Origin of the sequence: Parabacteroides hominis (assembly GCF_014287585.1) — a bacterium.
GTDB classification, from domain to species: Bacteria; Bacteroidota; Bacteroidia; order Bacteroidales; family Tannerellaceae; genus Parabacteroides; species Parabacteroides hominis.
In genome coordinates this window covers 132,262-157,799 of the sequence record NZ_JACOOJ010000003.1, presented here as the reverse complement: position 1 = coordinate 157,799, position 25,538 = coordinate 132,262, and the positions used below count along the sequence as shown (strand labels likewise).

Annotated in this window: 22 protein-coding genes and 2 pseudogenes; 2 read left to right on the top strand and 22 right to left on the bottom strand. The window is 45.6% G+C overall.

Annotated elements, in window-relative coordinates:
* Window positions 1-4: 4 nt before the first annotated feature.
* The 16 genes and pseudogenes from H8S65_RS02960 to H8S65_RS02885 form a co-directional block, all read right to left on the bottom strand.
* A pseudogene (locus H8S65_RS02960) lies at window positions 5-241 on the bottom strand (DNA damage-inducible protein D); the annotation flags it as partial.
* Between the two features lie 159 nt (window positions 242-400).
* Window positions 401-811, bottom strand: a complete 411-nt coding sequence (locus tag H8S65_RS02955) for a DUF3836 domain-containing protein (RefSeq protein ID WP_186928473.1) — start codon at window positions 809-811, stop codon at window positions 401-403.
* A 192-nt stretch (window positions 812-1,003) separates the two neighbouring features.
* Window positions 1,004-1,213: a helix-turn-helix domain-containing protein gene (locus H8S65_RS02950; protein ID WP_186928472.1), complete on the bottom strand. Its 210-nt coding sequence runs from the start codon at window positions 1,211-1,213 to the stop codon at window positions 1,004-1,006.
* 15 nt (window positions 1,214-1,228) lie between these two features.
* Window positions 1,229-1,942 (bottom strand): CPBP family intramembrane metalloprotease, encoded by a 714-nt coding sequence (locus tag H8S65_RS02945; RefSeq protein WP_186928471.1) that lies wholly within the window; start codon window positions 1,940-1,942, stop codon window positions 1,229-1,231.
* A 21-nt stretch (window positions 1,943-1,963) separates the two neighbouring features.
* Window positions 1,964-2,593, bottom strand: coding sequence for a DUF2975 domain-containing protein (locus H8S65_RS02940; RefSeq protein WP_222616228.1), 630 nt, complete (start codon window positions 2,591-2,593; stop codon window positions 1,964-1,966).
* A 14-nt stretch (window positions 2,594-2,607) separates the two neighbouring features.
* A complete protein-coding gene (locus H8S65_RS02935) occupies window positions 2,608-3,075 on the bottom strand; it encodes a DUF2975 domain-containing protein (RefSeq protein WP_186928470.1) in 468 nt (155 codons plus the stop codon).
* A 10-nt stretch (window positions 3,076-3,085) separates the two neighbouring features.
* Window positions 3,086-3,751, bottom strand: a complete 666-nt coding sequence (locus H8S65_RS02930; RefSeq protein WP_186928469.1) for a DUF2975 domain-containing protein — start codon at window positions 3,749-3,751, stop codon at window positions 3,086-3,088.
* A gap of 54 nt (window positions 3,752-3,805) precedes the next feature.
* A complete protein-coding gene (sppA, locus tag H8S65_RS02925) occupies window positions 3,806-5,581 on the bottom strand; it encodes a signal peptide peptidase SppA (protein ID WP_186928468.1) in 1,776 nt (591 codons plus the stop codon).
* Between the two features lie 23 nt (window positions 5,582-5,604).
* The gene (locus tag H8S65_RS02920) at window positions 5,605-6,273 is read right to left on the bottom strand and encodes a DUF2975 domain-containing protein (RefSeq protein ID WP_186928467.1); all 669 of its coding nucleotides are present in this window, start codon (window positions 6,271-6,273) and stop codon (window positions 5,605-5,607) included.
* 274 nt (window positions 6,274-6,547) lie between these two features.
* Window positions 6,548-7,222 (bottom strand): DUF2461 domain-containing protein, encoded by a 675-nt coding sequence (locus H8S65_RS02915; protein ID WP_186928466.1) that lies wholly within the window; start codon window positions 7,220-7,222, stop codon window positions 6,548-6,550.
* A 17-nt stretch (window positions 7,223-7,239) separates the two neighbouring features.
* Window positions 7,240-9,453, bottom strand: a complete 2,214-nt coding sequence (locus tag H8S65_RS02910; RefSeq protein WP_186928465.1) for a patatin-like phospholipase family protein — start codon at window positions 9,451-9,453, stop codon at window positions 7,240-7,242.
* A gap of 254 nt (window positions 9,454-9,707) precedes the next feature.
* Window positions 9,708-10,910 carry a DUF4934 domain-containing protein gene (locus tag H8S65_RS02905; RefSeq protein WP_186928464.1) on the bottom strand — a complete coding sequence of 401 codons (1,203 nt, stop codon included), beginning with the start codon at window positions 10,908-10,910 and terminating at the stop codon, window positions 9,708-9,710.
* 18 nt (window positions 10,911-10,928) lie between these two features.
* A complete protein-coding gene (locus H8S65_RS02900; RefSeq protein ID WP_255489015.1) occupies window positions 10,929-12,059 on the bottom strand; it encodes a DUF4934 domain-containing protein in 1,131 nt (376 codons plus the stop codon).
* Window positions 12,060-12,122: 63 nt separating this feature from the next.
* Window positions 12,123-13,676: a tetratricopeptide repeat protein gene (locus tag H8S65_RS02895; protein ID WP_186928462.1), complete on the bottom strand. Its 1,554-nt coding sequence runs from the start codon at window positions 13,674-13,676 to the stop codon at window positions 12,123-12,125.
* Window positions 13,677-13,709: 33 nt separating this feature from the next.
* A complete protein-coding gene (locus H8S65_RS02890; RefSeq protein ID WP_186928461.1) occupies window positions 13,710-15,446 on the bottom strand; it encodes a M56 family metallopeptidase in 1,737 nt (578 codons plus the stop codon).
* A 20-nt stretch (window positions 15,447-15,466) separates the two neighbouring features.
* Window positions 15,467-15,829, bottom strand: a complete 363-nt coding sequence (locus H8S65_RS02885; RefSeq protein ID WP_005633254.1) for a BlaI/MecI/CopY family transcriptional regulator — start codon at window positions 15,827-15,829, stop codon at window positions 15,467-15,469.
* Between the two features lie 776 nt (window positions 15,830-16,605).
* Here H8S65_RS02885 and H8S65_RS02880 point away from each other — a divergent pair.
* Window positions 16,606-16,734, top strand: a pseudogene (locus H8S65_RS02880) (HEPN domain-containing protein); the annotation flags it as partial.
* Window positions 16,735-17,033: 299 nt separating this feature from the next.
* Complete coding sequence (locus tag H8S65_RS02875; RefSeq protein ID WP_186928511.1) at window positions 17,034-17,924, top strand: glycerophosphodiester phosphodiesterase family protein; 891 nt, start codon at window positions 17,034-17,036, stop codon at window positions 17,922-17,924.
* Between the two features lie 248 nt (window positions 17,925-18,172).
* Here H8S65_RS02875 and dprA read toward each other — a convergent pair whose 3' ends face one another.
* From dprA to H8S65_RS02845, 6 genes are all read right to left on the bottom strand, one after another.
* Window positions 18,173-19,288, bottom strand: coding sequence for a DNA-processing protein DprA (gene dprA / locus H8S65_RS02870; RefSeq protein WP_186928460.1), 1,116 nt, complete (start codon window positions 19,286-19,288; stop codon window positions 18,173-18,175).
* On the bottom strand, window positions 19,285-19,692 hold the full coding sequence (locus tag H8S65_RS02865; protein ID WP_186928510.1) for an acyl-CoA thioesterase: 408 nt from the start codon (window positions 19,690-19,692) through the stop codon (window positions 19,285-19,287). The genes dprA and H8S65_RS02865 overlap by 4 nt, the downstream gene beginning before the upstream one ends.
* A complete protein-coding gene (locus H8S65_RS02860) occupies window positions 19,692-20,951 on the bottom strand; it encodes a peptidase U32 family protein (RefSeq protein ID WP_186928459.1) in 1,260 nt (419 codons plus the stop codon). Before H8S65_RS02860 ends, H8S65_RS02865 begins: the two co-directional genes overlap by 1 nt.
* 149 nt (window positions 20,952-21,100) lie before the next feature.
* A complete protein-coding gene (locus tag H8S65_RS02855; protein WP_186928458.1) occupies window positions 21,101-22,297 on the bottom strand; it encodes a DUF4934 domain-containing protein in 1,197 nt (398 codons plus the stop codon).
* 67 nt (window positions 22,298-22,364) lie between these two features.
* Window positions 22,365-23,600, bottom strand: a complete 1,236-nt coding sequence (locus H8S65_RS02850) for a tetratricopeptide repeat protein (RefSeq protein WP_186928457.1) — start codon at window positions 23,598-23,600, stop codon at window positions 22,365-22,367.
* Window positions 23,601-23,748: 148 nt separating this feature from the next.
* Window positions 23,749-25,527, bottom strand: a complete 1,779-nt coding sequence (locus H8S65_RS02845) for a M56 family metallopeptidase (protein WP_186928456.1) — start codon at window positions 25,525-25,527, stop codon at window positions 23,749-23,751.
* Window positions 25,528-25,538 lie beyond the last annotated feature (11 nt).

The following is a 25,538-nucleotide window of genomic DNA, read 5'->3' as shown; positions in this document are numbered from 1 at the left end:
AAAAGCTGACCATTTTCGTGACCTCACGAAAATGGTCTTCCTGATTGATTCCCTGCGTTTTACAGGAATCGACTGCCCGATTGATTGCGACAATAAAATTCTCCCATCTTGCATATCCCAAAATGGATTGCAAATCGCGGGCGAACCAAATCTCGACTTGTTCACCGTCTTCTTCGTTATTTACAGAGTGAGTAATGCTGTTGAAAGAGGTCAATAATTGTTGTATTCTTACTTTATCCATAGCTATGGTTATTTAATGTTTCAACAAAGATAGAAACATTTACAGATAAACATACATATTTCCGTAAAAAGATGAAAATGGCGCTAATAACAGGGACTCACGTCTTTTGTTATTCGCGCCATTTACGGTTGTGTCTATGAAATATTTTTTAAATAGGTATTATGAGAAAATGTCGTCATAACTTGTTGCCGGGGCAACCATATTCTGGACATTTAAGCTAAAGTTTTTCTTCTTTTTGTCCCACATGCCGTATGTGGTATTGATCTCCCCTGTTTCTGCGTTATATGAATAAGTCGTCAGATAATAGGGAATCCATTCGTCCTTACTCTTATCCCAGCGATATGCCTTCTTTTCTGACACTTTGCCGTTTTCATTGTAAGAAAACTCATATTTAACTTCTTTATTCAAAAGACCATTGTCATTCAAGAAAATGACTTTTGAAATAACTTTACCATTCTCTTCCTTCGTATCATACATGTACTCTCTGGGAGAGGCCGCGCTCATTGCAAGATTACACAAGAACATAACTGCAAGAACAAGAATGCTTTTACTTAAAACTGAAGTCTTCATATAATTATTACTTTAAGATTACTTTCAAATTGCGGTGCAAATGTAGGCAGTCAACCTGAACTATCCAAACTTTAGCTTACATATTGTCAGCAAATACAGCTTAATTAACAATATTCAACCTTTTATTCACTTATAATGCACACGCTACACTTACATATTGTAATACGACACTCAATAATATCCTTAAAGAGACTATTCATCTTCTTTAAATTCAAGAATATCCGCCGGCTGACAATCGAGCTCCTTACAGATTGCCTCAAGAGTAGAAAAGCGTATAGCCTTGGCTTTACCCGTCTTTAAGATCGAAAGATTTGCCGGGGTAATGCCGATACGATCAGCCAAATCGCCCAAAGCGATCTTCCGTTTTGCCATCATCACATCCAAATTCACTATTATAGCCATATCTTACTCCTTTGATTATTCGTTAATTACGACACTACCAGTTTCACCATCCCTGCTTTCCGATATTTGCCAAGCCGGGATCTTCAAACTCCGGTTCAAATAATATATACAGATTGCAGATAATATTACACTCAGAACAGCAAGCCCGGCAAAGGGCACTGTTCCTATTATTTCATACACGGAACGGACATTCGGGTAATAAATTATAAGCAATGCCGAAATACCGTTCACTATCATATTCGAAAGAATACATAAACTCAAGCTGCCGGAACGATAATAAAGATATCCCCAAAGCAATGAGCTTAGTATCGCCCCCTGATATAAAAACTCTTCGGCAACCGGAGAAACAAATAAAAGAACACAAAGCCCAAAAGGATTAAGAGCCAAATCCCTCAGGATACTGAAATTTTCATTCAAATCTTCATACCCCAGGAAATCGGTCAAGCCATCCAGCCCATTCGCAAAAAAGAAAAACAAGACATTCAGTATAATAATCAGAATGATTGCTTTCACTGAATGGAATGACCAGGTCAGCGAGTCGAGACGAACGTATTTCTTTGACAACATATACCATATAAGAAGCAAACTTCCTAAAAACAGTCCCGATACAATCACATGAACTTTAGCAATATCTATCCCCATAATCAGGATACAAGGAATAGCAGCCAGAATAACTCCCAAAAGCATAAATCCTATCTGGGCAATCAGTAATTTTACAATCCTATCCATATCCGTTTCTCCTTAAAACCTCTAAACCGTTAGCTCCTGTTCCTCTTTCAATTTAACCCCTAATGCAAATATTTCGGCAAAAAGGCCGAACAAGAGAGCCAAAAAGAATGTACTATAATCAAACTCGAAGCCGGTAATCCGGTAGCCGGGGAAAGAGACATCGCTATCTTTTAACAACAGGAAGTAGTCCACCCCTGCAAACACGTTTTTCATAATCCCGACAAGCAACAACATCCAGCAGATAACACGGAGCCTCTTGACATTCGAACGAATAAATATCTGTTGTCGTTGCACATCCCGGATAAAACGGAAGAAAGACAATCCCGCCCAAATAATCAGGAGCAGAAAGACCGGTGTGGAAACCAATCCTATAATACCGGAGAAAAGCTCATAGACCTTATCGGTCTTCATTCCCAAAGTAATATTTCCTATCTGATAAGGTATTTTCCGGTTATCCGCCAGTTGCAATGTATCAGGCAAGCTATACGCGACAGCAGGATTCAACGACACATCTACCCGATGTATTTTCTTATCCAAGTCACCGTCTGCACTGCTCCATCCGTCTTTAAATCCCAGAAAGCCGTCGCCCAACATCACTATAGAAAGAAGCAGTATCAAAATGCTCAATATCCTTATACTTTTCGATTTCATTTTCATTCCCTTTATTAGACCGTCAGGTCTTGTTCTTCTTTCATCCTCAAACCAATCGCGAAAATCTCTGCAACCATCAAAACGAATATGGCAGCGATCACTCCTTGATAGTCAAATGGATTTCCTTCAAAAGTCTCCGAAGCCTGCTTTCCCACATAATTAACGGCAGAAGAAACCAAAGCGTGAATCCCCAACAAATATCCGATCCATCTGAACAAGGTGATATTCTGCCAGACAAAGACAAGCCCCTTATTTATTTTTGAGACAACTATAATCAAAAGTATGCCTGCTATCAGCAGTACATTCATATCTACAGCACGAATAATGGTCTCTATCAGAAAATTTTTCTGTGTAGCATCGGTATAAGCCGTACCTTTCCCCATCTCATAGCAAAGCTGCAAAGCATCTATATTATTTGATGAAAGAGCAACAATACAAAGCATCACCAACACAAAACATAGGGTATTCAAATTCCGTTTCATCTCAAAATCTTTAAATTGTCAACTCCTGTTCCTCCTTCATCTGTAAGCCGATTGCAAAAATACGGCCTACCAATAAAGCGATCAGTCCCATTATCAACGTCATCGACTGAAAGTCACACCAGAAATTATGTTCATAGCCTTCCAGTTCGAACAGGCGGGTTGCCGCCCAGTAATTCATTAGCATATAAGCCTGTGTCATCACGAAAGAGATCAGCAGGTTACGTCCGATACGATTCAAACGGCGTACATTCATCCAATCGAATATCACCTCATGGTTAATCGCATTGATCAGCTTGTAGAATTGGATGATCGCTTTTATAATAAAGAACAGGCCGATCAGGACAAGGAAACTTACATATCTCTCAATTCCGGCATCTTTGGATTTCGTCCAAACCAATGTCTTGATATGTGAAGCCGGATACCACTCATGATCCTTCTGATTGAACAGTTTATCAGAAGTGGCAGCCAAAGACTTCGGCCATAAATTAAGAGCCAGCGGACTTAATATTTCCGCACTGATATTCGTTGTTCCCTGCTCATGCGCTTCTTCCGCTTGTGACATTCCTACTTTGAAACCGTCCACAAAAGCATTACCCATCGAATAGATGCTCGGAACTAAAGACAGACCGACAAAGAAAAATATCAATACGCAGATTAAATTCAATTGCTTTTTCATAACCTATAGCTTTCTTGCTTAAGAAGGGCGGGCAAGCCCCGCCCCTGCATTTTATTATAAACCTTTTATATCGAACGGCATACGGGCAATTATACCGGATTCCGTTTCAGCCCGGCGGATAGTCGAGAACAGTTTGAATTGTTCTTCACCCATTACAGATTTGGCGATGGAGACTTTTGCTTCATCCATCTTCTTCTCCATGAACTTGGTAAAGAAGTCTTTCGGGCCGTCAGCAATTGTTACCGAATAATCAGTCAGTTCCGCCAAAACCGCAGCCTCCTTGATTGCATCATCCATACCGCCCAACTGGTCGACCAAGCCTCTTTCCAACGCCTGTTCGCCTGTCCATACACGGCCTTGTCCGATCGAATCGATCTCAGCCTTTGTCATGCCGCGGCCATCTGCGCAACGGGTCAGGAATAAATCGTATGTCTGTTCTACGCCACGCTGGATCAGCGCCTTTTCATCTTCACGCATCGGACGGCTGATGTCTCCCAAGTCAGCGAATGTATTTGTCTTTACGATATCCGTAGTTACACCCACTTTGTCAAAAGTTCCGGTGAAATTGCGGACTACACCGAATACACCGATTGAGCCGGTCAGCGTTGTACGTTCTGCGACAATCTTGTTTGCGGCACAAGAGATATAATAGCCACCGGAAGCAGCATAATTACCCATTGAAACAACAATCGGCTTCTTAGCTTTCAGCTCTACGACTTCTTTCCAGATCTGTTCGGAAATATAGGCGCTACCACCCGGAGAGTTCACACGGAAAACCACGGCTTTTACATCATCGTCGTCTTTCAGCTTACGCAGTTTCTTTGCCATTTCTTCTGAAATCACCTGTTCGTCTGCGCTGAAAGGAGAAGAAGAATCGTCGTCTCTGATCTCGCCCTCAGCATACAGGATGGCGATCTTGTTCTTACTGTCTTTTTCTTTTACTTTGATTGAGGCGACTTTATCAACGCCGGCAGTTTTCAGTTTACCCTTTACATCCTGTCCGGCCATTTCTTTCACACAGTTTTCCACTTCATACCGATAGCGAAGCCCGTCCGCCAATTTATAATCGACAGCATTGGAAGCCTGTCCCATTGCAAGACCTTCGTTCAGGTAACGGTTCAGCTCGTCGGATGAGATATTACGGCTCTTTTCGATAGCAGAAGTAACATTTCCCCAGACGCTACCCAAGAAAGAGTTCAACTGTTCGCGGTTAGCGTCGCTAAATTTCTTCAGGAAAAAAGGTTCTACCGCACTTTTGTATGTTCCTACCTTAAAGATATAGTGCTCAACTCCTAATTTCTCAGCAAGACCGGTAAAGAAAAGTCCCTGTGAAGCAAGTCCGACAAGCGATACACTACCTTGCGGATTCAGGAAAACCGAGTCGGCTACGCTACAGAGATAATAAGTACCATGCGTATAATAATCGCCATAAGAAACGATAAACTTTCCGCTTTCCTTGAAATCCACCAACTCGCGTCGGATAGCTTCCAGACCGGCAAAACCTCCGGAGATAGAACCGGCTTCCATATAAATACCTTTGATGTTGTCATTTGCTTTAGCCCGACGAATCGCCTTCACAACATCGTCAATAGCCGTCTGCCCGCTTTTCTCACCCATCAGTTCGGAAAATGGATTCTTAACAGCCTGATCAACCAAAGCGCCGTCCAAAGAGAGTTTGAACACAGTGTTCTTATCCGGTTTATACTCAGAAGAACCATCTGCACTGGCAGCTACTCCTATGATGAAAAAGATGGAACCCATTGTTACGATTCCCAAAGCAACCAGCACGCCCAGTGTGGATGCAAATACTGTTTTGAAGAATTGTTTCATAATGTTTTATGTATTTGTTGTTATTATATCGTAAACTCTTGCTCTTCTTTCAATTTTAACCCAATCGCAAAAACTTCTGCAGCCAGGAATGCAATTAAGGCATTTATCAGAGACGGGAACTCAATCATTCCCTCACTTGTTATTTCATAACCGGATATTTCGATTGCGGAACGAACAGATACCAGTTCCATATAATTGCCTATCGTATATATGGCAGCTATCAACAACAGACATCCGCCAATCCATCTCAAACGAAGCACATTTGTTTTCGTAAATAGTAAAGCGGATTGTATTGCACCAATCAATTTCAAAAAAAGGACAATCACAGCTATTACGGTCGGAACCAAGAGTAATGCCATTATTGCAATTGACACTTTGTAACCAGCACTTTCATTATCCGGAATACTTATTTGCATCTTTTGTATATCTGTCGGAATATAACTATTCGTTTTTGTATTATAAATCGAATCAATTATCGCCGTACCTCCTGCCTTCTTCCTGATACAAATATCATGTCTGGACAAAAGTTTCTTTTTCTGCTTATTCGGCTGTTCAGGAAATTCCTTCGCATTCTCATACCCTTCTTTGTAAGCTGTAGAAATTTCTTCCCAGGAATAAAATAAAGTATATCCAGTATGAATGGTCAACGCCAGAAGTATTAACAAAGCAAATATGTTCAATCGTCTTTTCATACAAAATCTTTTGTTGTTCGTTTCTCAAATAATATTTATCGTTTTTCGATATGCAAAAGAATATATTATTTTTGACTCCACCAAATATTTTTATCGTTTTTCGATAAAATATTCACGAAACACGAGAAATATATATTGAAATTGGAATAAAGAGGCTGGTAGGGGCGGGTTCCAAACCCGCCCGATAGAGGCAGATAGATCGAATATTGGATCGGGCAGGTTTGGAACCTGCCTCTACGGGGATTGTTTGGTGATTATGAACCGATGGTTCTTGTTAAACTCTTCCTAAATACTCATCTACCGTATAATTCAGGAATTGGTTGAACGGATACAAAAGTTTGAAATCTTCAATGGCTTTGTCCATCCAGTCAGATGCGAAAAAGAATTCGTCCGGTTTGTAGGAGACGACGCTAAAGTCTTTGTGGCGGAGAATTTCGTCATATTTGAAATCGGAAGGATAGCCGGCAGGCATACGTTTCAGGACTTCACCCTCCATTGCCGGATATGTCTTCTTGAAAGCCGGCTTTTCCATGATGGCGACAAAATCTTCTATATTTTCATAAATGTCTTTACGGAGCGCTTTCAACAAGGCCGGCGGCGGACACCAAACGCCACCCGAAAGCAGGCAACCACCCGGTTCAAGATGGATATAGTAGCCGGCACGTTCACTGCCCCGCCCGCCACAGGAAGCCATATAGGCTGCAAAATGAATTTTATACGGAGTCTTATCAGGGGAAAAACGAATATCCCGGTAAATGCGGAACAGGCAATCCTTCGCCTCCAATCCGGCTATTTCCGGATCGAACAGGGCGATCCGGTCAATCAATTGTTGCACTTCGTCGATAAAACCCTTGCGAAGAAGGTCGTAACGGTCTTTATTTGCCTGGAACCATTCCCGGTTATTGTTCTGACGCAGTTTTGTCAGGAATTGTATTATTTCTGCATTCATACCTTATATATATTATATTAAAACATAAATCCCAAATTCATATAAAACTGCAAGTGCGAATTACGGTTGGACATGCCGAACGTTGCACTCAGCGGACCGGCCATACTGTTATAAGCATATCCTAAGCTGCCGCCCCAAAGGCTTCTTCCCTTCAACAAATGGAAAAAGTCATTATCATGAATGCCATAGTTGCCGGTCAGCGTGATATAATTGTTCCCGGCGATGCGTTGCCGGAGCTGGAAACGCGCCACCACGACCGAATTATCCAGAATTTCCACATGGTTGATACCGGCAAAAGGCAATTGTTGAGCCAAATAACGCCCGAACGTCTCTCCCCCGATCGCATTCAGGAACGGATAAGCCGTATTCCCTCCGATCAGGACACGCCCGTAAAGCGCAGGCAGCAAACTCAAACGTGAACTAATAGGACAAACCGTCATAAACTTCAAGCCGATGGCCGAGAAAGGAGAACTGCCGTTATATTTCACAAAGTTATCCGTATATAATGAATAGTCAGCCTCCAAAGAAACTCCCTTATTAGGGAAATACCGCCGGTCCAATGTTTCGAGATGTGCCGATGCGAAATAGCTGAAAAAGCCCTCCGGCTTTACCGTGTACAGTTCGTCGCTTCCGGTATAGAGGAAGGAATTATAATTGAAATACTCGTAACGAAGTCCGGCCTTCACCTTGAAGCTCAACCAGTTCATATCCGAATAAGCAAATTCGGCGAGATGGTGCGTATAGGTCGTGTTGAACCGCTTATCCCCCTTCTCATAAATATCCAGGTTATTATAGCTGAACTTATACGACAAATTGAAATTGCGCAGCGGAGAACGTTCGATCGAGTAATCCAGCATCGCAGAGGATATCTTGCTTCCCACACGCCCGGTAAAAGCAAACCGGGAATGATTCCGTTTTCCCTTATGATAGGTGGCATTCACCAACACCCCGATGATTTCCTCCGAATCGAAACGTATACCTAAGTTCACCGAGCTTTCCGATTTAGGCTGCAAGGTCAGGACCAGATCCTGCTGGTTCTCGCCGGTCAGTTTGTAGTTCACATAGGCATAGGCATTAGTCCCGACCAGGATAGACATGGACTTGCGAAGTTCCTTCAGCGTGATATGGCTGTTCTCCTTCAGCGCACAGATACGATGCAGCCAGTTGAGGTCGCGCGGATCGGCTCCATCGAAACGGATATGACGGACATAGAAAGTATCGGCAGGCAAAACGGGACGATGCGCCAGACGCCGGGCCTGTATGGAAATGGTATCGGCATCCGAAAGGCCGATCTTACGCTTCAAAGCCATGATTTCGTCCCAACGGCGGCGGGCATCGGCTTCTCCCCTGTGCAACATCGTGTCGAGAGCGGCGGGAGCAAAACTGGCGGAACGGTAAGGTTCCATATCCGGACGAAACAGCAGATCGGTCCGGTCGCGGTTCCGCGCATATTTGTCATAGCCGTGCAAAGCGATGATCTGCGTTGCGATATCACCGGGAGAATGCAGGCGGTCGTAGGTCCGCAGATCGCTCGTTGCCAGATCCACGCCGATAATGATATCCGCGCCCATAGCAAGCGCGACATCTACCGGATAATTATTGTTCAACCCGCCATCGACAAGCACCATGCTGTCCAGCCGGACAGGTGTAAACACAGCCGGGATCGCCATACTGGCACGCATGGCAAGCGGAAGGCTACCTTTGTGGAATACATAATCTTTTCCACTAACCATATCGACCGCCACACAAGCAAACGGCATCCGGAAAGAGTTGAAATCGACCGAATCGTGATAACCGATCGTCAAGTCCGAAAAGAGGTTTTGCAGGTTCTGTCCTTTCACAACCCCGTCGATCACCCGGTCTTTCTTCTCCAATCCGAAAGGCAGGGAGACTATATAACGTTCTGCCTTCTCCTTTTCAGGAAAAAGCAAATGGCTACGTTTCACTTTGTCGCTCAGCAACATCTCCCAGTCCTGCGACTCTACCATTTCCTTGATCTCGTCCGGGCTGTAACCGATGGCATACAAACCTCCGACGATCGCTCCCATACTGGTCCCGGTCACGATATCGATCGGTATACCGGCTTCCTCCAACACTTTCAATACCCCGATATGCGCCACACCCTTTGCACCGCCACCGCCCAACACGACAGCGACTTTCTTGCGTTCCCCCGCCATCGCAGGCCAAGCAAGCAAGCATATAAGCAAAAGAGACAGGTATTTCTTCACCATCACAATCCCTTTATTTAGTTGTTACCTACGGATATATTCTTCTACGAGCAAGCACTTATTAATCGTTACTACTTCATAACGAATATCTTATTTGTATCCAATGGCAAAGATATATTTTGTTATCGCCTCACGCAATAAAAGGATTAAAAATTCACGTCACGCCACCTACTTTCCGGTAAACAACAACTCGAACCAGATATATTCTTTCATATCAGCCCGATCAATAGTACTAATCCAATAAAACGCATCATAGCTTATTTCATATAAACGACCATCAGTACCGGATTATCATCTTCAGTCAATCTTTTCAATTGAGGATGATCCAGGACAGCCGGATTCTTTTCTGCTTCTTTCATAAGATCTTCGACTTCCCAGACAGAGACCAGGGTGTTCCGGTTCAAAGAAGTCGCCGGACGCAAAGGCAAAGCACCGGGAAAGTCGTTCTTGATATAACCGCCCGGAATGGAAAAACATTCCTTCGCTCTTTTGTCATAAAGCATTATGTGGCGTTCACGCTGTTTTTCCCCTGCCCAATATTTATATGGCATAAAGAGTAGAGGGTCTGTTTCGATCACCGAATTTTGAATATAAGGAGAAGCGACAGTTGCATATCTTTTCCAGTCTCCATCACATGCTTCCATCCGGCAGTCAATAGGAATGGAATATTTGCCCAGATCAATGATATAACGAGGTTCAAGTTCCTTTTCTGTCACGACAAACAGCGTGTCATTATAATACTCTTTATAACAAACCATATCTTCATAATGGAACAGATACCGATCAGCACCTCCACCCATTAGCCACCGGGTTCCACTCTTGATCTCAAACAAGTCCGAACGATAGAATGTATTCAATGTCTCTCCCTTTCTATTGGAGATATAAATACGTTCTTTTTGCTGCCCGCTGCTATTAGGCATAAAAGTGGCGACAGTCGTATCGTTCAACATGGCAAACTGCCCGGTTTCCCTTTCCGGTATCTTGATGTCATAAAGAAATTTCCCGGTTTCCATGTCATACACATTAATCTTCCGGGTGGTCGTCAGCATAAAAACAAGACCTGTTTCTTCATTCACATCCACCTGTTGGATATAATTAAATTGTCCGGGGCCACCACCTTTAGACCCCAGCTTCCGGACGAACTTTCCATCTGCCGTATACTGGAACAAATCTTCCACCCAGGGTAAAAACCAATATTTACCAGTCTTCAGAACTCCGCCGGGATTAATGGATTTAATCAAACATTTATCATTTGTCTCCAACGGAATATACCGTACCGAATCAGCAATATCACTCAGTTTCATTTCCCGTACTACAGCAACTCCCGCCTCAAACGGAACGGTTATGGGATATTCGGGTTCTGCCGGTTCAATCTCGACAATCTGTTCCGGCTCTGCTTTCTTTCCACCACATGCTGAAAAGAATAATACAATACTGAATAAGAGTAAATGTTTATACATATCAATATTATTTGTTCTTTATTTCAATGTCACGACCTGTATCACCTGGTTATCGTCTTCTAAAAGATTCTCCATCACTTTCTTTAGCGAGCCTTTGGCGTTCGCAGGTTTTGCCTTCTCCTGTAAAACCGGAGCGGGAACGACACCTACCAACTTTCCGTTTCTGAGAAATTCAGGCAGCACCGGACAGCCGCCTTCCAGATCATCCGTGAAGCCATCCATGTCCGCTTGTAAAGCACGAACACGGCAAACCTTTCCGTTTTGCTTGTCATACCAAGCAAAACGCCGTTCGTCCTCCTGGAAATAATAGATTCCCATTTTGTGATCCAGTTCAAATATATCCTGAAAATAGATTTTCTTTTTTGCTATCTCATTCGGTTGATAACCGCCCACCTGTTTCTCTTTATCAATAACCAGTTTTCCGTCTTCCTCATGATTCAACTTCTCCAAATCACGCAAATCCAGTTTATAAACAGGTTTCCGTTTCTTCTTTTCGATCCGGTTGATTTCCAGTTCAAGCGGATTCTTATAATAAATGGCATCTTGGTAAGCATAAATCACAGGCAACGCAAAATTTATCCCCGGATAACGGACACCCTCTTTCGGGCGGAAACGGAAATTATACAGTTCTTTGCCGTTCTCGTCATAGACGACCATCTCTTTTCCTCTCTTTTGTTTATCGTAAAGGAAATCATTATAAACGGCATAAAAGCATCCCTTATCTTGCAATCGTACATACTCTCTTCCCTCCATGTTGATATCATGCAAAAACGTACCGGCAAAAGAATAAACATGCAACTTGAGTTGTCTCGGATCAGAAAGATAAATCTCCTTGAGAGACTCATTATATGTGACTCCCAAGATGCTTTCCGTATACTCGCCTGGTCCTTGTCCCGCTTTACCGATCTGACGGACAAACTTTCCTTCCGGAGTAAACTGGAGTAGCTTCTTATAGTCACAGACAAACAAATAGCCTCCGGCAATAGTCACGTCCAGGATATCCTGTTCCAATAAGGACTCAGCAGTCGTTTCTAACGGAATATATCTGATTTCAGACGCCACCTCGCTTAATTTGATTTCTTTATTGTCTGCAATTCCCTTGGCAAAAGGAATCGTGATCTGTGCTTGCAGCAAACCAAAAGTAGACATCAAAAACAAAATTAGAATCTGCCTTCCCATATTTATATCAATTATATTGTTCTGAAGCTCTGCCTATTCCAAGCCGGCGTCTTTCAGCATTTTCCGCGCTTTCTCTTCTTCTTCCTTACTCAGGGCGAGCGTGTCGAGTTTAGCGCCGCTTTTACGCAAATCCTTTTCTCTTTTCTGCACTTTGAGCATTTGTTCCTGCATCTTCTTGCGCCTCAGAAGTTCATCTTCCGGCATCTGCGGCAGTTGGGCGACCAATGCACGCAGATCGGAGACAGCCAACTTCGTTTTCTTTCCGTCAGGAGCCAACATCGTCACCTCGTCGGCATTCTTGAAAAAAGCGTCTTCGCAAACCGCTTCCAGGAAAGGACGGTAATTGTACAAGTACTTTTGCGACTTGTCCGTCTTCATATAGGCCATCAGGTAAGTATATTTGCTGAAAATAGTTTTTTGCAATTCCTTCTCATTCCGGAACAGTCCCGGATCGACATCCCAATAATGCCTGCTGATCTCATACAGGAAATTCAACTGATCCGGGTCTTTCTTCCAAGCGGCATAATACAGCTTTTCCGCTTCAGGCCAACGCCCGTCCCGTTTCAACGCGTCTCCCCGGAAAGTCGTCAGCAGATTAACGAGGAACTTCTTCGGTTGCATATTCGTTTCTGCCAAGTCGAAAAGCTCGTAAGCCCGTTTGCGGTCGTAAGTTTTTCCCAGGGAAGCGCCATACAGCATGACTGTTTCCACATCCGTCGAATCCATTTCATAGGCTTTCTCCAACAGCTCGACCCCATCGAGCGCATGGCCGGACATATAGCGGGCCGCACCTGCATATTTAAGATTCAAGAAAGAAGAATCGCCGTCGGCCAATAGACCGGTATAGACCGAATCAGCCTGCTTATAATCTTTCGTCATATAAAGAGCCATCCCTTTACTCTGCCGTATCTGGCTGTTATCCGGATTATAGAACAAAGCGGTATCGCACACCTGCAACGCCCCTTTCCCGTCTCCCATCCGGAGCAACACATTTATCAGAGAAGAAGCCACACGCACATTTTCCGGGTTCAGTTCCAGAGCACGGGCATACAAAGAGAGGGCGATCAACGTATTAGGCCCGGTTCCCTTTTTGATATGGCAATCAGCCAGACCGGTCAGGATAGAAGGATTCTCACCTTCGATGGAAGCGAGTATATGATAGTGTTCCGTCGCTTTACCAAAATCTCCCAACTGATAATAGAGGCGTGCCAACTGATAGTTGGCATAGAAATTCATGCTGTCGGCCTCCAGCACCTTATGGTAACATTGTTTCGCTTCCGCTATTCTTCCGAAATTGATTGCATTCCGGGCAACGGCATTCAACGCATCCACATTGTTCGTATCCATCTTTAGGCAATAAGAAAAGCACTGATAAGCATCCTTGTAGCGCAACAGCCCCTCATACGCCTGCCCGATTGCCGACATCGTGGCGTAATCGGCTGAATCGGCAGGGGTAAGACTGTCCGCACGTGCTATAACTTCCTGAAATTGTTTCTTGTTGACCAATTCCTGAAGCGTAAAACTTTGCGCCTGTCCCCAAAGGGACAGTACGCAAAGAAACAGTAATAGAGAAAACTTACATTTCATAATGGTATCGTATTTATGACCTATTCCGGTCAATTACTGCAAACGGAAAGTAACCGGAACCGTATATTTTACGGCTACAGCCATATCATTTTGTACGCCGGGATTCCACTTCGGCATTTCCCGGATCACCCGGACAGCCTCCTTGTCCAGCGAAGGATCGATTCCACGGACCACTTTTATATCTTTCAAACTTCCATCCGTATCGACAACGAAAGAGCAAGAGACACGGCCTTGTATTCCATTCTCCTGGGCGATAACCGGATATTTTATCCGTGTTGCCAGATATTTCAATAACAAAGCCTGTCCACCCGGAAATTCCGGCATATGTTGCACGACTGTAAAGATGCGACCGGACGTATCGATTTCCTTAATCTGCCTCTTCGCGATACGCGAAGAGGTCTTTTTCTCTCCACCGGAAAGCCGGAAAGTTACCGGGACCGTATATTTGACATTAACCGCTTCACCCCTCTGTTTTCCCGGCGACCACACCGGCATGGAGTTTACCACGCGCAAAGCCTCCTCATCCAGCGCCGGACTTACCCCACGGATCACTTCCGCATCCGAGATAACTCCGTCTTTTCCGACAACGAAAGAACAACTAACCCGTCCTTCTATGCCTTCCTTCATAGCCGATTCCGGATATTTGACATTCGTTTTCAGGAATTTCAGCAAAGCGCCCTGCCCGCCCGGAAATTCCGGCATCACCTCTACAACCGTAAAGATCTGGTTACGGGCACGCTTGACAGCTTCCGCCCCTTCTTCGGATAGGACATACTCTTCACGTTTTTCACCCGGAGCGACATGACTGGCCACCGGAAATGGCAGGATGGCGTCAGGCAGCAAGACATCGGCAAACGTGCTTTCCGCCAACTCATCCGTGATCCGAGCCAATGCATCGACATTGCTCAGGATCAGCAAAGCGCCCACAACCGGTATAAAAATCAGGTATTTTGTCCTCCCGATACTCCGGGAACGTTTCTTGTTCATCATGCTGATCCGGTTTTTCAGATGCAGCATATTAAAGTTATTGGATAAAGAGGCTGCCGATTTATTGGTATGCGCCAACCCCAAAAGGTGGTACTGGTAGCTACGGCTGTCATAGCCCGACTCAAGCACCGTATCGTCCGCCAGATATTCCAGGTTATGGCGCACCTCCCTTTTCAACAGCCAGACAAACGGATTCACCCAGCAGATGATACTAACCAGCTCGCAGAGAATCACGTCGATCGAATGCCACTGGTCGACATGCGTACACTCGTGTGTCAGAATCTCATCGATCTCCTTCTCAGAATGGCAGCCGGGATGCAGGAATACCAGCCGGAAAAAGGAAAAAGGACCGGCAGGTTTATCCAACAGATGAACACGCACGTTACGGATCAATGCCACTTCCGACTGCCGTGCCAGCAACAATATGCTGCCCAACTGCACTAAAAAACGGAGCAACAAGGCGATAACGCCGCCCCAATAGAGATAAGAAACACCGGAAAGCAACAGATCATGCCAGTTTGTTTCGGGAACATTGCCAGGAGTTATCGTCGTTTCGGGCAAGATTGCCGAATACATTTGTATGACTTCCACCATCGGTTCCTGCTCCCGGATCCAATCCTGAATATTCATCAACGGGTAAAGCAATGACACTCCAAAGAACGCCAACAGGATGGTACGGCGCAGTTTGAAGAAGGTGTCCTTGTAAAAGAACAACCGGTAGAAGGCATAAAGGAGTATAAAAGCTACATTTACCTTCAAGAAGTAGGCAAATTCCGGTGTCATGGCATCATGTATTTAACGGTTTATTCTCGTCCTTTCTCAATCATGTCGATAATCTCTTTCAACTCATCGGTCGAAATCTTCTGTTCCTTAGCAAAGAAGGAGACCATTTCCTTGTAAGAGTTCTCGAAATAGTTGTTCACCACACTTCCCATAAACGTCCGTTTATATTCTTCCTGTGGGATCAGCGGCCTGTATTCGTAAGTATTTCCGTAACGTTTTGCTTTCACGTATTTCTTACGTTCCAGATTCTTCACAATAGAGGCGAGTGTCGTATAAGGAGGCTTAGGCTCTTCATACTTCGCCAGAATGTCTTTGATAAAACACGGCTCAATCTGCCAGATCCAGCGCATCACATCCTCTTCCTGTCTTGTTAATCTTTCCATTTTCTATATTATTTTTTACGATCGTATCGCAAAGCTACGAATCTGTCGTAAATATGCAAGAGATAATGCGTTAATTTGTATTAACGATCCGATACCGGAATCCATTTCCTGCAACTCCGCCTGCAAAAGGGGTTTATTCATTACCTTTGCACTTTTCGTCTTTCATATAGGAAAACCGCATCAAAATAGATCGCCGCAAGCCATATATTTTTAACTCACCCAGCTATTATTTTGTAATCAGCGGCGGTGATTATAAAATCGGCGTCGCTGATTATATAGTCACCGCCGCCGATTACATAATCGCAACCGGAAATTAAAGAATAGTATGGCGGTAAAATAGTTTTATATGCAACAAGGGGATATTTTCGGAAGCACGGGGTGAATGTTTTTCCGGTAACAAAGAGGCATAGGAAACGTTAAAATTAGCAGTTTTTGCACGTAATCTGTATAGTTTTAAAATAGCTAACACTTTTTGGCAAAATAGCCGCCAGGGCTTAACATATATTGTCTGTAAAAGGCTTGACAAACGGGCTTGACGGGTGTATCTTTGCATTGTGGTTTTTTCATAATAGTATTAGATTTAAGGTTAACAAAGTTGGTTAGGGGTTGTCGTGATGACAATCCTTAATTTTTTTATATACCTGCCTCTTCCCGTCCGCCCTTTGTTTCCGGTCCTATTTTGGCTTACCCGAAATTTCATGGGAATAACTTGTTATCTAAATAGATGGATTTCGTTTTAAATATGATTACATTTGTTGCACATAGATAAACGAAGCATGAAAACATCCATCAACTACCTTCCCGAAGAAAAGCGGGATGACCTCAGAAGAATCGTAAAGTGCGTACTGGAAGTACTTCCTGAGTGCGAGATGATTATTCTCTACGGAAGTTATGCCCGTAACACATCGAAGCGCTTATCCCGAAAGTAGAACTGCTCCGGGATATCGCGAAGCAAAGCTGTGAGGAGAGAATCAAGGCCTATGCGGAAAGAAGGGTACAGGTTGATCCGAAATAGCATGCAGCCCGTCCGGTTAACAAGTATTAGTTGCAAAAGGCTTGACAAATGCTCTTCCCTTGCGTTTCTCATTTCCGGTCATATTTTCATGTTTTTGTATTGCTTTTTGTGGTATGGCACTGGTAAAAAAGTCTTACTTTTAGGCCGTGTAATCGATAAGGAATCTATGTAAATACGAATATCATGAAAATGCTATCTTTTATTCTCGTACTTCTTTTAGGAGGCTTTATGCCTGCCGGGAGCCTTTCGGCTTCGGACAAAAAACAAAATCCTCATTATATTCCGGTGGAGGACAGCAGGGATTTGCATGCCTATTTCCGGTATGCTCCCGACCGCCCGATTGTGGTCAGCGGGCATCGTGGCGGAATGCTGGACGGCTATCCGGAGAACTGCATCGAATCGTTCGAAAAGACCCTGACCTATATGGAATCGTTTTTCGAGATAGATCCGCGTTTGACAAAAGACGGGGTGATCGTGTTGATGCACGACGAAACCATCGACCGGACAACCACCGGAAAAGGAAAAGTTTCGGATTACACCTATGCAGAGCTGCAACAATTCAATCTGGTAGACCGGAACGGCAACGTGACTGCTTTCAAGATTCCGACCTTGAAAGAATGCCTGGAATGGAGCAAGGGCAAAACAATCCTGAATCTGGATATCAAGGATGTCCCCTTGGAGGTCATGGCTGATTTTATCGAAAAGGAAAAGCCTGCCAACGTCATGTACACGGTGCATAACGCCGGGCAAGCCCGCTATTATCTCGACCGTGAACCGGATGCGATGTTTTCCTGCTGGTGTAAGAACCGGGAAGAATTCGACAAATATGAGAAAGCCGGCATTCCCTGGGGACAGGTGATGGCTTATGTCGGCCCGAAGATGAAGCCCGAACAGCAACCGTTGTATGACGCCCTGCACCGGAATGGAGTCATGTGCATGATTTCCGTTGCTCCGACACACGACCGCGCGAAAACGGAAACTGAGAAAATCGCCGGTTATCAGTCGGAGATCGGCACTCGTCCCGATGTGATCGAAACGGACTATCCGTACCTGTTCCAGGGGCTCGATTTAACAAAATAGCGCGGTTTAAAAGACTCTTTAGGGCTGATTAAAATCTTTTTGCTATTCATACCCGTCCGGTTAACAAGTATTAGCTGTAAAATGCTTGACAAATGCTCTTGACGGGTGTATCTTTGCACTGTGGTTTTTTCATAATAGTATTAGATTTAAGGTTAACAAAGTTGGTTAGGGGTTGTCGTGAGACAGCCTTTAATTGTTTATAGGGGTTTCGTTTCCTCTCCCACGTATAAATCGGTATAGGGGGCCGGTCAGGACAGTCTATAGATGTTTCCCGGCAACGCTTTTATCTTCCCGTTTATTTCCAGTTCGAACAATAGCGTAGAAAGTTGATGTACCGGCATCTCCAATGCCAGGGCAAGCTCGTTGATATGGATCTCATTCCGCGTTCGCATGATGGCTAAAACGGGATTTTGTTCCGGGGCGGGAACGTCCGTGTCGGAGAAGAACAGTTCCGTTTGCACGGGAGCAGCCGTGGCTTGTGCATCCCAACAAAGAGCGGAGAGCAGATCGTCGGCAGAGGTGATCAAGCCGGCTTTGTTTTGCCGGATAAGGTTGTTACAGCCCTTGGAATGGCTGTCGCCGACACGCCCCGGAAAGCTGTAGACATCCCGGCCGTAGGAGAATGCAATATCGGCAGTCACCAGAGAACCTCCTTTTTCAGCCGATTCGACCACGATCGTACAGTCTGACATTCCGGCGACAATCCGGTTACGCCAGAGGAAATTAGGGCGGTCCGGTTCCGTCCCGCTGGGAAAGTCGGTCAACAGCCCGCCTGATTCCAACATCTCGACAGCCGTATTCCGATGGCTGGAAGGATAGATCCGGTCCAGGCCATGCGCCAGCACGCCGATGGTCGGCAGTTGGTTATGCAAAGCACTCCGGTGGGCGCAGATGTCGATGCCGTAAGCCAGTCCGCTGACAACCAGCAGATCCGGGATCGCCTTGGCCAGATCCTTTATCAGGGATTCGGTCAGCGTGCGTCCGTATTCGGTCGCATTGCGTGTGCCTACGATACTGATGATGCGAGTTGCGTCGAGGTTTGTATTTCCCTTGAAATAGAAAAGTATGGGAGCGTCCGGGCATTCCCTGAGACGTACCGGATAATTCGTGTCGGTCAGGAAATAGCATGAGATATGGTTTTTCCCGATAAAGGCCAACTCTTTTTCTGCCCGTTGCAAGATTTCCGGACGTTTGATTTCGGCAGCGATAGTGCTGCCGATGCCTGGTACTTTCTCTAACAATCGTTGCTTTTCAGCAAACACGGCCTCTGCATCCCCCAAAGTTTGCAGGAGATGGCGCGCCAGGATATCTCCCACGCCGTTTATCATAGTAAGGCCGATTTGGTAAATCTGTTTGTCTGTCATGTATGTTCTATTCTTTTTAGCATTTCGTCGAAATATTCGCCGCGTGTCAGCTTTCCGTTCTCAACGACAACCGACTCAACGATTCCTTTCGTTGCCAGTGCATTGTCGGAAGCCCTGTAAATGTCCTGTTCGAATACGAGCTTGACACCTTTTTTATAAACATTGAGGCAAGAGATATAGCTGTCACCGCTCTTGAGGGAGGTTTTATACTGGATTTCTACCCGCGACACAAATCCGTCAACCCCTTTTTCGTGCATCTTTCCGAAGTTCTCGCCGAGCGATTCCAGGAATTCATGACGGGTATGTTCCATATAATGCTGGTAGTTAGAATTGTTGACCACTCCCTGCAGGTCGCATTCGTAGTCGCGGACCTTATCTGTCAGTCTAAAAATATACTCTTTCATCATTCAAATACTTTTTCAAGTTGAACCTTTTCCATTTTATACAACCGGTCGGACGGACGGACTTTCTCGTTTACCTTGAAGGAGAATCGTTCGCCTTTGACAGTCTCGGCCACCGGCTTCAAGTCTACACGGATTTCTTCTATCGTCTGCATGACCGCACCCGTTGTCGGCCCTGTAATCAGGATCTCATCGCCCACTTTCAGGCTGCCGGACTCCATTTCGAACTCGGCCACGCCGATCTTGTCGAAATATTTGATTCCTTTGGCGACATAAACTTTCTTCTTAGTCGCGCCTGAACCATATTTGCTGCTCCATTCACCCAACCGTTGCCCCAGGTAATAACCGTCCCAGAACCCCCGGTTGAACACGCTGCCGAGGCGTTCGTCCCAAGCGGCGACCTTCTCTTCGTCGAAAGTACCGTTGCAGTAGGCACGCACGGCCTCCTTATAGCATTCGGTCACCAGACGGACATATTCGGGGCCGCGAGCGCGTCCTTCGATCTTGAATACCCGTACGCCTGCATCCATCATCTTATTCATGAAATGGATCGTCTTCAGGTCTTTAGGCGACATGATGTACTGGTTTTCGATATCCAGTTCGATATTGCTGTCTTTGTCTTTTACCGAATAAGCGCGCCGGCAGATCTGCATGCAGGCTCCGCGGTTGGCGGAAGCGTTCATCTCGTGCAGGCTCAGGTAACATTTGCCGGAAACAGCCATACAGAGGGCTCCGTGGGCGAACATTTCGATGCGGATCAGTTCTCCTTTCGGGCCTTTGATCTGTTCGTCGACGATCTGCCGGTAGATTTCATGCACCTGTTTCAGGTTCAGTTCGCGTGCCAAGACGACGACATCGGCAAAGCGTGCATAAAATTTCAGCGCTTCCGCATTGGAGATGTTGAGTTGTGTGGAGAGATGTACCTCCTGCCCGATGCTGTTGGCATAGCTCATGGCCGCCACATCGGCCGCAATGATCGCAGAAACTTCGGCCTCTTTCGCCGCGTCGATAATCTCGCGCATCAGAGGCAAGTCTTCCCCGTAAATAACCGTATTGACGGTCAAGTAGCTTTTAATACCGTGCTCACGACAGATCGCAACAATCTTACGCAAGTCGTCTGTCGTAAAGTTATTGGAAGAGCGCGAACGCATATTCAACCCTTCAATACCGAAATAGATAGAATCGGCTCCTCCCTGGATAGCCGCCATCAGCGATTCGTACGAACCGACAGGCGCCATTATTTCAAAATCTTTCTCGTTCAAGTTATTATACATTTACTGGTTCGTTCGCAAAGGTAAACATTATATCCGAAAAGAAAGGCATAGGTATCCGTTTCCGCTCTCATACTTATGAAACTAAAATTCCATAAGTATGGGGATTCGGAGTGGATGCTTATGCTTGTTTATCCGGATCAGCGCATATGATAAATCGTGACGAGCGGGTTCGAGTCTTCCGTTACCTGCAGCAAAACCGGGTGTTCCTTCAGGCCGGGATATTTCTCTTTGAGATATTCGATTTCTACGGCTGTATTAAACTGCACCATTTGTTTTTTGCTGGGATAAGACAGGTAAGGCCAGACAGGTAGACCGTTGTCTTTCGTATTCCGGATGCCTATTCCTGCCAGTGTCCAGTTGTTTTTGAATAATTCCTGCGCATTGAGCGAAGAAGTTTCACGCTTCAACTCACCGGTTTCCTTATCCAAACCGTATAGATAGAATTGGGACTGGTCTGAACCTTCGAAACATTTGACGAAATAATGCCGGGGTGTCTCGAAGAAGCCGAAGACACTATATTTCCCGTCTACCGCCTCGTTTCCGGTCTTGGAAGAGCGCGTCTCTTTCTCCTCCTCGGCAGAATAGCCCGTGTTGATAAGGAAAGCCGGAACGATATTCTTGGCATTTACATTCCAGACCGTGTCTATCCCGTCCGAATAGCAAAGCATTCCGTCCATGCTGCCGCTGTAGATCCAACCTTTCAGGCTTGTTTCTTCCAAAGGCATCAGGCTCGTATCTCCGATCGTATGCCGGAATGCGACCGTATCTCCCGTAGCCCAGTTGAACACTCCGAGACTGAACATGCCCGGCGTATTCATAGGAACATACATCCTGCCCAATTCAACCATCGTATTCGGCCCGACCGAAAATTGGTAAGAGTAAGGACGGGGATTCTCTATTTTTTTGATGAATTCTCCATCAAAAGAATAGAAAGAGGTGGAAAAGTATTCACTGACACAGAAAAGGCGGTTCTCTTCGTCTACGGTTAACGAGATGATCTGTCCGGTCTCTCCCGGCCCATTTCCCGTTTTGGCTATGCAACGGAGGAACTTCCCTTTCCGGTCGAACTGCAGGACACCGTCCTGACGGGTGGAATAGACGAAGATGTATTCATCGGAAACACATAAGTCCAACACATCTGCGATCAAGGATTCATCCGTCAGTTCCAACGGGACATATTCGATGGATTCTATTTCGTCTGCAATCCCTAACTGACCGGAAGCAAAACTTGTTGCTGTCAGATCGATCCGGGGTAATTCTCCGGAGGCTTGCCTGGGTTCGCATCCGGTAAAAGTGGCAATGGCTGTCATAAGCCCGAACAACATCTTTTTCATACGCTTTTTTTCAGACAAAAGTAGAAGATACGGCTACTTTTCCGGTTTCACATCAGTTCACATCCGCTTAAAAATCACGAATAAAGGAGTCGCATAGTTCCGGTGTCCCCTTTTCGCCCGTTATTTTCCGGTATAGGCGTACGCGGCGCATCGAAATAGCCTGGTTGGTGCAGCAGAGAAGCATGGCGGCGGTCGAAGGGGGAACTTCCATTTTGACCAGGCAGCACATCCGCCATTCCTGTTCGCTCAACTTCGGGACTTCTTTCTTCAGCCGTTCCCGAAACTCCGGATAGGCCCGGTTGAACGCTTGCAATAATTCTTCCCAGTCTTTGGAAGCCGGTTTCCATTCCTCTTTGCTGTGGAAACGCAGGCAGATTTCCGAAGAACGGAAGTCCGCCTCGGACAGAGAAACGACAGCCTTCTTCTGCCGGTAACGGGAATATCCCCAGATTCCGGTGCTACAGGAGATAAGCAGAGCGATCCAGACATATATCTGCCCTTCGTGCGTCTTCTGGCTATCGGACAAACGCCTCTCCCATTCTTTGTGCTCCGAAGTCCAAAGGAGACGGGTGATTTGGTTTTGTTCTTTTTCCTGTCGCAGTTCAGATAAGTGGTGGAGGTAGCTTTTGTGGTAAAAATCAGCCTGCAAACTATCGCCACGGCTTTGAGCGATGCGGGACAGGGCTGCATACAGGTGCGGGTGTGAAGGAGGAACCTGGCTTAAGTTCTTTTCGGCTTCCTCCAATTTTCCCAAAGAAATCTGCAAATCGGCCAAAGCCAAGCATACCTCCGCTCTTTCTTTTGGGGCAATCACTTGTTCCAACTCCGCTTTTAATAAAGTTTCAGCTTCTCTGCCTCTTCCATTCTGCCGCAGGATCGTCGCCTGTTTTATCCGGCAACCGGCCATTTCGTAATAGTGAAAGGCACTGTCTGCCTGTCCGGACAAGGTGTAAACATCCCCTATTTCCCGATAAAGCTCCAGCCGCAACGAGTCAGCGGCAGGGCTTTTGATATAGCTTAATGCTTTCTGCCCGTTTTCCAGCGCTTTCCGCTTCAATGATTGCTTCCGGTAAATTTTCCCGGTTTCCAGATAGGCAATGGAAAGGGCAACACTGTCTTTTTCCTTCCCCGCCTGCCTGATTGCCAGCCGATAAGTCTCCAACGCCGGCTGAAACTGCAACCTCTCTCCATAAAAAGCCGCCTGCCGGAGAAGTTCACCGGTAGTCGCAACCTCCTTCTCTCCGACGGAAGAACAAGCTGTGAGAAGGCAAATGAGAAAGAGTATCTCTATTTTATATATCATCCGAATCCTTCTTTTGAAGGAGTAAAGATACTAACATTCCGCGATAGACAATCTCTTCCATGAAAAGGTTATTCCTCCCCGTTCACTCTCCCGGAATGGGTTTTGCAAACGGAGAGGATGATAAAGATACAATCTATGTCACTGATCCTTAGTCGACAAATTGCAATATTTCGTACTGAACAGGATAATCGATCTTTTTCTTCAGTTCTTGCTTGACGGTTTCCACCAGATCTTTAGGAGCGCTTTTGTTGATCTTGACGCTTACCTTCGTAATATTATCCCTGTAAATCTTGTCTATGCGTTGTCCGAGATTAGGCCCCGGTTTGGCATGGCGATCATATAAAACGAACTGCTGGTCCGGTTGTCCGTCCCGATAGCTGAAAATAACCTGTCCCACAGGAGGTAGTGACGGAGGAGGTGGAGCTGCAGCATCTCCGATCTTAAAAACTTTCATATTGATTTCGCCGGTCAACCCTTTTTTCTCCAACAGGCCTTTGAGTTTTTCCATCTCTTGTCTGGAAATTTTGGAGTTCTCAGGTTGAAGAATCAGAGGAGCCGACATGGATATCTGATCCAGCCGAGAATCATTCTGATTCGCACTGAACTTGCCTATACTAAGTCCCGCGACAATCTTTTTGTTCTGAATCAGATAAACCACATCGTCATATTTGCGGTAAGGTTTGGCAACATCATCCATGATCGTGTTCGGAACAGTCATGTCGATCTTGCATTTAACCCCTCTTTCTTCCAAAACCGCTTTTACCTGTTCCAGATAAGAAGCCGGGACATCCTCAAAAGCCGGATTAATTGCCACTTCCTGGGCGTTCTTGAATTGCCCTTCCGCTACTCGCGTTCTGATCCTGTCCAGATTTTTACATACTATACTGTTCAGATCCTCCGAACCCGATTCTTTGTAGGTAAGGAAAACTACATGATCCTGTTGCATAGTTCCCTGATTTACCGTACTTTTGTTAACCGGTAGACGAATGTTGCCGGTCATTGTCGCTGCCGGCGGCGGACTTGCCTCCGGACGGGCGAATGCACTTAAGGCCGCAAGGCCTACCGGGACCAGGAGCGCAAGCTTCAACCGGGCCCAATTGTTCGATTTCTTTTTTAACATCATAGTAATACGTTTTTTAATTTTACTGTGATTGAAGCTGTTGGCAAGAGTGTAGAGGCTGGAGCCGACAGCTTTTTTCACGAGCAATAGTTGATATTTTGTTGCATCGATGCCTTGACTGAGTACGCCTTTATCCGCCTGGTATTCGTGTATATCCCGTAATTCCCTTTTTAAGAGCCATACGGCGGGATTAAACCATTGCAGCAGAAGGATCGTTTCCATATAAACCAGATCGGCCGAATGGTTATGGCGAAGGTGCATTTTCTCGTGTGTGAGGATTTCGTCCGGATGATTCCGGTAATCGTCTTCCGAAAGGAAGATATAGCGCCCCCAACTGAAGGGAGACAAGGAGCCGGGAAACAGGATTAACGTGTACTTCCCCTGTCTTAATTTTCTGCCACTCCCCGCCAGTTGATGCATTTTCCTGAATGACAGGGCTGTTGTGGCCAGACATATACAACAGCCTGTAAAATAAGCAATCCCGATGATCCCAGTCCAGGGGACGGAAGTCTTTTCCTGCTCCGTCACACCCGTAATCATTTCTTCCTTTTCCGGAACCGGAAGCACCATCGCCTCATCTTCTTCATGGAAAACCATCTCCAGTTGACTGACCGGACGGCTAAGAGGAAGAGGCCGGGACGTTTTGATCCGGCAGAGTGGCAGAAGCATGCAAATCCCTGTTCCCGCCAGCAATATCCAGCGGTTGAGCCGGAAAAACGTGTCGTTGCTGAACAACGCCTTGAAACAGACGTAGAATACAACCAGGCAAATGCCGGATTTTAATATGTATAGAAGAAAGGCTTCCATAAGCGTTGGCT